This window comes from Aquipuribacter hungaricus (assembly GCF_037860755.1).
In the GTDB taxonomy this organism is placed as follows: Bacteria; Actinomycetota; Actinomycetes; order Actinomycetales; family JBBAYJ01; genus Aquipuribacter; species Aquipuribacter hungaricus.
The window spans coordinates 1-7,723 of sequence record NZ_JBBEOI010000172.1 but is presented as its reverse complement, the minus strand read 5'-3'; the positions used below and the strand labels follow the sequence as shown (position 1 = coordinate 7,723).

Sequence of the window (7,723 nt, the reverse complement as noted above, 5' to 3'; positions counted from 1 at the left end):
GGCGCCGCCGGCCCGGACCCGCGCAGCCTCGTCCGCCGGCCCCGCCGCCCCGCCGCCCACTAGCCCCGGGCAGGAGGCAGCGTGAGGACCTCCGCGCCGTCGGCCGTGATGGCCACCGTGTGCTCGCTGTGGGCGGTCCGGCAGCCGGTCGCGCTGCGCAGCGTCCAGCCGTCGGCGTCCGTGACGAGCCGGTCGGTGTCGGCCATCACCCACGGCTCCAGCGCCAGCAGCAGGCCCGGGCGCAGCTCGTAGCCCCGGCCGGGACGCCCGTCGTTGGCGACGTGGGGGTCCTGGTGCATGGTCGAGCCGACGCCGTGCCCGCCGAACTGCGTGCTGACCGGGTAGCCGGCCTCGCGCAGGACCGTGCCGATGGCGTGGGACAGGTCCCCGACCCGCGCCCCCGGACGGGCGGCCGCGATAGCTGCGGCCAGCGCCCGCTCGGTCGCGGAGATCATCGCCGCGTCCTCGGCCGACGCCTGCCCGCCCACGACGAAGCTCACCGCGGAGTCCGCGACCACCCCGTCCAGGGACACGGCCAGGTCGAGGGTGAGCAGGTCCCCGTCGCGGAGCACGCGGTCGTGCGGCAGGCCGTGGAGCACCGCGTCGTCGACGGAGGTGCAGACGTGGTGGCCGAACGGGCCGCGGCCGAACGACGGCGCGTAGTCGACGTAGCAGGACACGGCCCCCGCCCCGTCGATCATCTCCCGGGTCCAGGCGTCGAGGTCGAGCAGGTTGGTGCCGGCCTCCGAGCGCTCGCGCAGCGTCCGGAGGATGTCGCCGACCAGGGCGCCGGCGGCGCGGGCGCGGACCAGCTCGGCGGGCGTGAGGATCTCGATCATGGGCTCCCCCATCGTCGCCCGGCAGCCGGGCGACGGTCGTGGACCGGTACTGTTGTCCCGGTAAAGATATCCCAGTTAGCCTGGTGCGATGGTCCGGCTGCCGCTCACCCCCGCCGACGTCCGCCGCGGCCAGCGCCTCGGCGCCCTGCTGCGCCGAGCCCGCGGGTCGGCGACGGTGCTGGCCGTGGCCCTCGAGGCCGGCGTCTCGCCGGAGACGCTGCGCAAGATCGAGTCCGGCCGGGTGGCGACGCCGTCGTTCCCCACGGTCGCCGCGGTCGCCGACGTCCTCGGTCTGTCCCTCGACGTGCTGTGGGCCGAGGTCGCCCGCCCGGAGGGGGCCGCGGCGCCCGCCGGCGCGGGTCCTGCCGCCGCCGACCGGCTCGTCTCCTAGGCACCCTCCGGCCACCTGGCCCGGCGGCCCACCGCACGCCGGTGCCAGGTATGGGACGGTGTGCCCCGTGAGGGGTCACGCGGCGCTGCAGGGACCCCGCCCGCTCCTGCTCGCCCGCCAGGACCTCGTCGACGGCCCGGTGCTCCCGCTGGTCGTCCGGGGCCTGCTGCTCGCGGCAGGCGCCGCCGCGATCGCCGTGCTGACGGACACCGACCAGGCGCTCGGCCCGTCGCTCGCCCTGGTCATCGTCATCGCCTTCGGCGCGGTGCCGCTGCCCGGCCGGGGTGCCCGGGTGCTGCAGGCGCAGGCCGAGGTCACGCTGCTGGCCTTCGTCATCGGCAGCCTCCCCGAGGTGGGCCAGGTCTTCGTGCCGCTGCTCCTGCTCGCCGTGTTCACCACCGGCCAGCGCGGCGGCCTCGCGCTCGGCGCCGTGGGCGGTCTCGTGGGCGGGGTCGCCTGGAGCCTCGCCGTCCTCAGCACGAGCAGCTACTCCGAGCTCGCCGAGGGCCTGGCGGACCCCCTGCTGTGGACGGTCGTCCTGGTCGCGACCGGTCTGCTCGCCGGGTGGGTGCACCGCCTCAGGCTGGAGAAGGAGACCTCGAGCGACAACGCGTACGAGGAGGCCTTCCGGCTGCTCAGCGGCCTGCAGAGCGTGGCGCGCGACCTCAGCGTGGGCCTGGACCCGGCCACCCTGGGCACCACGCTGCTGGACGAGGTGACCTCGATCGCCCCCCGCAGCGAGTGCACGCTGTCGGTGCGCAGCGGCGAGGGGCGGCTCGCGCCGCTCGTGGCCAGCCCCGAGGCCGGCCCTGTGGACGACGAGCTCACTGGCACGGCGTGGTCGACGGGGACGCTGAGCAGCCGGACCGGCGAGGGCAGCACCCGGGTGCACGCCTTCCCCGCGCGGATCGGCTCGCAGGTCGTCGCGGTGCTGCTGGTCCGGTCCGTCGGGCTGTCCTCGGCCGACACCGCCCGCATCTCGCGCCTGGTCGACCGCTCCGGTCCCCGGCTGGCCGCGGCGCTGGTCTTCGACGAGGTGCGCCAGCTCGCGACCGTCGACGAGCGGCTCCGGCTGGCCCGCGAGATCCACGACGGCGTCGCGCAGGAGCTGGCGAGCGTCGGCTACATGCTCGACGACCTCGCCGGCCGGGTCACGGACGAGGCCCACGACGAGCTGCTGCGGCTGCGCTCGCACGTGCGCGACGTCGTGGGGGAGCTGCGGATGAGCATCTTCGACCTGCGCGCCGGCACCGACGACACGGTCGGGCTGGGCACCGCGCTCAGCGAGCACGTCCAGCGCGTCGGCCAGCAGAGCCAGCTCGTCGTCCACACGGTGCTCGACGAGCAGGGCGACCGGCTGCCCGCCGGGGTGGAGGTCGAGCTGCTCCGCATCGCCCAGGAGGCGGTGACCAACGTCCGCCGGCACGCGCACGCGAGCAACATGTGGGTCGAGTGCACGGTCGACGCCCCCCGGGCCTGGCTGAGGGTGGCGGACGACGGGGTGGGGCTGCAGCCGGCCCGGCCGCAGTCCATGGGGATCCGGGGCATGCGGGAACGGGCACGGCGGATCGGCGGCGAGCTGCGGGTGGGCGAACGGCCCGGCGGGGGCACCGAGGTCGAGGTCAGCATCGGGGACTGGGACGAGGAGGGGTCGGCATGAGCGGCACGACGGGTACGGAGGGGACGTCCTCGACGGGCGCGGGGGGCGCCGCGGGGTCGGGGGCGACCCCGGTGCTGCGGCGGCGGGCCGAGGACGTCCCGCCCGAGGCGGTCCACCGGGTGGTGCTCGTCGACGACCACGAGCTCATCCGCCAGGGCCTGCGCCGGGCGTTCGAGCGGGCGGGCGACTTCGCCGTCGTCGGCGAGGCCGCCTCGGTCGGCGAGGCGCTGGGCGTGCTCGCCCGGGAGGACCCGCACGTGCTCGTCACCGACGTGCGCCTTCCGGACGGCAACGGCATCGAGCTGGCCGGGCGGGTCCGCAAGGCCTCCCCGGACATGGGCATCGTCGTGCTCACCATGTACTCCGGCGACGAGCACCTCATCGGCGCGCTGGAGGCCGGCGCGAGCGCCTTCGTCAACAAGGACGCCCCGAGCGACGAGGTGGTCGCTGCCGCACGGCACGCGGTCGCCGCGCCCCACGCCTTCGCCGCGGAGAACCTCGCGGCCGCCATGCAGCGCCAGCTGGCCGCGCCCAAGGGGCCGACCCTGTCCCCGCGGGAGTCCGAGGTCCTCCACCTGTTGGCCGACGGGCTGTCCGCGGCGCAGATCGGGCGCCGGCTGTTCATCAGCGAGTCCACCATCAAGACCCACATCGGCAAGATCTACGACAAGCTCGGCGCCACCAACCGCGCCCAGGCCGTCATGATCGCCGTGAGGTCCGGGCTGGTACGGACCGACGCCCCCCGCCACGGCGCGTAGGCCTCATCATCCGAACGGGGGACGAGAAGAGGGTCCGTCCCGCCGATGCACCCGCGGCGGGGCGGGGCGCATGCTGGTCCTGCGCGTCCGCGGGGGGCGACGCCCCGTCGTGGGGAGGACCGGCATGACCGCTGCACCGCCCTGCCGTCCGCGCACCGGCGCCCGTGCCGGCAACCCTGCCCGCACCCCTCTCCGCACCCGCGACGAGGGTGCCTCGGCGGTCGAGTACGGCCTGCTCGTGGCCGGGATCGCCGCCGTGGTCATCGTCATCGTCTTCGCCCTCGGCGGCACGCTGGACAGCCTGTTCGGTGCGGTCGACGAGTGCGCCAGCGCCGCCTCGGCCACCGGCTGCGCGGCACCGGCCGGCGACGGCCTGGCCAGCGACGCCTGAGCCCCACCTCCCCGCTGGGCCATACTCCCCCGGTGGCCGCGACCCGTCTCCCGGTCGGGGCCCCGGTCCCGGCGCCCGCACCGCCGTCGCCCGCGCACGGCGCCCCGGTCGTGCTGCTGGGCTGGGTCACGGCCCGCCTCGTGGTCGCCGTGGTCTACGCGGCCACCGACTTCGCGGGGCGCTCGCTGGCGTGGGGCGACCTCGCGCTGTACGAGTTCTGGGCCCGGCAGATCGCCGCCACGGGCGCCATGCCGGACGGCGTGACGTGGATGTACCCGCCCCTGGCCGCCGCGGTCCTGCTGCTCGCCGACGTGCTGCCGGGACCGTTCGGCCCGGGCTTCGTGGCGCTCGTGCTGCTCGCCGACCTGGCGGTGCTGCTGCTCCTGCTCCAGGCGCACCGCCGGGGCAGCGCGCACCCGGCCGGCATGTGGGCCTGGGTGGTCCTCGTGCCGCTGCTCGGCCTCATCTCGTGGGCCCGGCTGGACCTGGTCCCCGTGGTCTTCGCCGCGGCCGCGCTGCTGCTGGCGGCCCGGCGCCCCGCGCTGGCCGGCGTCATGGCGGCGCTCGGCACGTCCGCCAAGGGCTGGCCCGTGGTGCTGGGGCTGCTGTTCCTGCGCGAGCGCCGCTGGCTGGCCGGCGCGCTGGTCGCCGGCACGGCCGTGGCGGTGGCCTCGACGCTGCTGCTGGACGGCACGTGGACCTTCCTGCGCAACCTGTCCGGGCGCGGCATCCAGGTCGAGTCGCCGATGGCCCTGCCGTGGACGCTGCAGCAGGCGCTGGGCACGCCCGTGGACGGCGACTTCGTCAACGGCACCTACGAGGTCCTCGAGCCGGGTGCCGCGGTGCTGGCGCGGGTCGCGACGCTGCTCATGCTCGTCGTGGTGGGGCTGGGCCTGTGGCTGTCCCGCCGGCGCACCCCGGCGCTGCGCTGGTACGTGGCGGTGGTGGCGCTGCTGGCCACCAGCCCGCTGCTGTCGACGCAGTTCGTCCTGTGGCTGGTCGGCGGGGCCGCGGTGGCGGCGGCGGTGCCCGGCCCCGACGGACGGCTCGCCCGGCGGACCCTGCCGCTGGTCGCCGCGCTCGTCCTGCTCACCCACCTCACGTTCCCGCTGCAGTGGGGCGGGCTGGTCGGGGACGGGCAGCTCGCCGCGGCGTCCCTGCTGGTGCGCAACCTGCTGCTGCTCGGGCTCGCGGTCTGGCTGCTCGTCGCCGCACGCGGCGGGGGCGACGGCGCGACGGTCGACGTCCCGGCCCGGGAGGCCCCGGTGGGCGGCTAGGTCCACGCCCTGACCGGACCCTGACTGCTGACCGGGCCGTGCCGCCGGTCGTGCCGCCGTTGTCGGTCAGGTCCCCGGCCGCAGCAGGTCCGCGGCCGCCGGCTCACCAGCGGTCGACGGGCTCCCCCGCGAGCAGCGCCTCGAGCCGCCGGGCGGTCCGGTCCCACGTCCATGCCGCCCGCACCCACTCCTGCCCCGCCGTGCCGTCGCGGCGCCGGCGCCCCGGGTCGGAGAGGTAGGTCTCGACGGACCCGAGCAGCTGGTCGCGGTCGGAGGCGTCGACGAGCAGGCCGGTGCGGCCGTGCAGCACCGCGTCCACGGTGCCGCCGGCCCGCCCGGACACGACCGGCAGGCCCGCCGCCGCGGCCTCGAGCAGGACGATGCCGAGGGACTCGGTCACCAGCCCCGCGAGCCGGTCGGCCACCGGGAGGACGAACAGGTCGGCCGCGGCGTAGAGCGCCGGGAGCCGGTCGTCGTCCACCCGCCCGAGCACCTGGACGCCGGGGAGGTCCTGGGCCCGGTGGCGGAGCCGCTCGAGCTCCGGGCCGCCCCCGGCGAGGACCAGCCGGGCGGCGGGGTGGCGCCGCCGCACCTCGGGCCACAGGTCGAGCAGCCGGGCATGGCCCTTGCGCGGCACGGCGCGCGACACGCACAGGACGACCGGGCCGTCGAGCGGGTCGTCCCCGCCCGGCGGGCGTGGTGCTGCGAAGCGGTCGGCGTCCACCCCGGGCGACAGGAGGACGACCCGCCCGGCCGCGGCTGCGCCGAGGCCACGGCTGACCGGTCGACGGACGGCGGCCGAGTCCACGGTGACGACGTCCACGCCCTCCCCCAGCGCACGCAGGGCGCACCGGGCACCGGGCAGCCGCGCCCACCACACCTCGTGCCCGTGGGCGCTGGCCACGACGGTGCGCACGCCCGCCCGGCGGAGCCCGGGCGCCAGCAGCGCCAGCGGGGCGGCGGAGGGGAACCACACCGCGTCGGCCCCGTGGCGCCGCGCCGTCTCCCGCACCCGCCGGGACAGGCCCGGGCCCGGCAGCAGCAGCCGGGCGGGGTCGCGCACCACCGGGTAGGGCAGGCCGCGGTCGTGCTCCGCGGCGCCGTCCTGGGCGCAGGCGTGCACGACGACGCGCTCCGGGTCGAGCCGGCCGACGAGGGCGTCGACGTAGGTCTCGATGCCTCCCGCGCGGGGCGGGAAGTCGTTGGTGACGACGAGGACGCGGCCGGGGCGTGTCATCGGGCGGCGGCGAGCGCGCCGACGTAGCCCGACCACCGGGTCTGGAACGCCTCGCGCCCCTGGCCGGTCGCCGCGGTCAGGGCGCCGTCCGTACGCCCGGCAGGGTCCTCGGTCGGCCCCGACGCGGCGGCGTACACCTCGAGCAGGCCGTCGACCCCCAGCTCGTCCTGCAGCAGGAGCGCCGCGAGCCAGGCCCCCTCGTAGGCATCCCCCACCACCTCGGGGTCAGCAGCGGTGAAGTCCTCGGCCGACGGGAGCGACCCGGCGTCGGCCGCGCCGGCGGCCACCCGGTCCAGCAAGCGCCCGGCCACGTCCTCGCGGGAGGCCGTCGACGGGACGACCGTCGACCAGCCGACGAGGTCCGCCAGGCCCTCGGCGAGCCAGACCTCCTGCGAGTCGCCGTACCTGGCCCCGGAGGCGACGTGGACCAGCTCGTGGGTGACCGTGACCTGCCAGGTCTCCTCGACGAGCTCCGGGCGTGCGGTCGGGTTGAGCACCACCAGGTCGCCCCCGCCCGTGGGCGTCGCCACGTCCGTCGTCACGGCGGCGAACACGTCGGGCCGGGCGGGGACGGGCCCGGGGACCAGGGCGTCGTACTGCTCGGTGGTGGCGGGGCTCAGCACCAGGGTCGAGCGCGGCCACCCCGTCCCCAGATAGGAGTCGACGACGGTGGCCCCGCGGTCCGCCCAGCCCGCGGCCCGGGCGCCCCAGGCCTGCGCGTCCTGCAGCGCCTGCGAGGGGACGGAGCCGTCGTCGACCACGGCCGGGTCCGTCCACGACAGGACCACGCTGCGCTCGCCGACCGACGCGTGCACCTCGCCGAGGTCCCAGGGGGCGACGGTGCCGACCTCCCCCGGCGCCGGGTGGGGGACCCACGACACGACCTGCCACGAGCCCGCGGGGGCCGGTGCGAGCAGGACGGTGTCGCTGCGGACGACGGCGACGGCACCGGCCAGCTCGTACCGCGTCTCGACCCGCGCCTGCCAGCGAGCGCCCGCCGCGTCCGCGGAGCCGTCTGTCGCGCTGTCCGGCGTGCCGTCCGCCCCGTCGTCCGTCGGTGCCAGCGTCCCCGGGACGACGGAGGACTCGAACGCGGTCACGGGCAGCGAGCGCAGCACGGCGAGGGCGCCGTCGGGTGCGGTGCCGGCGGCCGGGTCGCCGCCCGCGGCG

Annotated in this window: 8 protein-coding genes; 5 read left to right on the top strand and 3 right to left on the bottom strand. The window is 77.2% G+C overall.

Annotated elements, in window-relative coordinates; all coding sequences use genetic code 11:
• Positions 1–59 precede the first annotated feature (59 nt).
• Entirely contained in the window at positions 60–839 is a 780-nt protein-coding gene (gene map / locus WCS02_RS15025) for a type I methionyl aminopeptidase (RefSeq protein WP_340294629.1), read from the bottom strand.
• Between the two features lie 88 nt (positions 840–927).
• Between map and WCS02_RS15020 the strand changes: the two genes are divergently transcribed.
• The 5 genes from WCS02_RS15020 to WCS02_RS15000 all read left to right on the top strand — a co-directional run bounded on the left by WCS02_RS15020 (position 928) and on the right by WCS02_RS15000 (position 5,316).
• A complete protein-coding gene (locus tag WCS02_RS15020; RefSeq protein WP_340294627.1) occupies positions 928–1,230 on the top strand; it encodes a helix-turn-helix transcriptional regulator in 303 nt (100 codons plus the stop codon).
• Positions 1,231–1,297: 67 nt separating this feature from the next.
• A complete protein-coding gene (locus WCS02_RS15015) occupies positions 1,298–2,890 on the top strand; it encodes a sensor histidine kinase (protein ID WP_340294625.1) in 1,593 nt (530 codons plus the stop codon).
• Positions 2,887–3,648, top strand: coding sequence for a response regulator transcription factor (locus WCS02_RS15010; RefSeq protein ID WP_340294623.1), 762 nt, complete (start codon positions 2,887–2,889; stop codon positions 3,646–3,648). The genes WCS02_RS15015 and WCS02_RS15010 overlap by 4 nt, the downstream gene beginning before the upstream one ends.
• Before the next feature lie 124 nt (positions 3,649–3,772).
• Positions 3,773–4,039, top strand: a complete 267-nt coding sequence (locus WCS02_RS15005) for a Flp family type IVb pilin (RefSeq protein WP_340294621.1) — start codon at positions 3,773–3,775, stop codon at positions 4,037–4,039.
• Between the two features lie 32 nt (positions 4,040–4,071).
• Entirely contained in the window at positions 4,072–5,316 is a 1,245-nt protein-coding gene (locus WCS02_RS15000; RefSeq protein WP_340294619.1) for a glycosyltransferase 87 family protein, read from the top strand.
• A gap of 103 nt (positions 5,317–5,419) precedes the next feature.
• Here WCS02_RS15000 and WCS02_RS14995 read toward each other — a convergent pair whose 3' ends face one another.
• Together WCS02_RS14995 and WCS02_RS14990 are read right to left on the bottom strand one after the other, a co-directional pair.
• Positions 5,420–6,553, bottom strand: coding sequence for a glycosyltransferase family 4 protein (locus WCS02_RS14995; RefSeq protein ID WP_340294617.1), 1,134 nt, complete (start codon positions 6,551–6,553; stop codon positions 5,420–5,422).
• The coding region (locus WCS02_RS14990) for a hypothetical protein (protein WP_340294615.1) at positions 6,550–7,723 on the bottom strand (1,174 nt) is incomplete at its 5' end. The genes WCS02_RS14995 and WCS02_RS14990, both read right to left, overlap by 4 nt.

Coding starts and splice junctions, on each gene's coding strand:
- WCS02_RS15005 (WP_340294621.1), top strand. CDS start 3,773: ATGACCGCTGCACCGCCCTGCCGTCCGCGCACCGGCGCCCGTGCCGGC.
- map (WP_340294629.1), bottom strand. CDS start 839: ATGATCGAGATCCTCACGCCCGCCGAGCTGGTCCGCGCCCGCGCCGCC.
- WCS02_RS15020 (WP_340294627.1), top strand. CDS start 928: ATGGTCCGGCTGCCGCTCACCCCCGCCGACGTCCGCCGCGGCCAGCGC.
- WCS02_RS15010 (WP_340294623.1), top strand. CDS start 2,887: ATGAGCGGCACGACGGGTACGGAGGGGACGTCCTCGACGGGCGCGGGG.
- WCS02_RS14995 (WP_340294617.1), bottom strand. CDS start 6,553: ATGACACGCCCCGGCCGCGTCCTCGTCGTCACCAACGACTTCCCGCCC.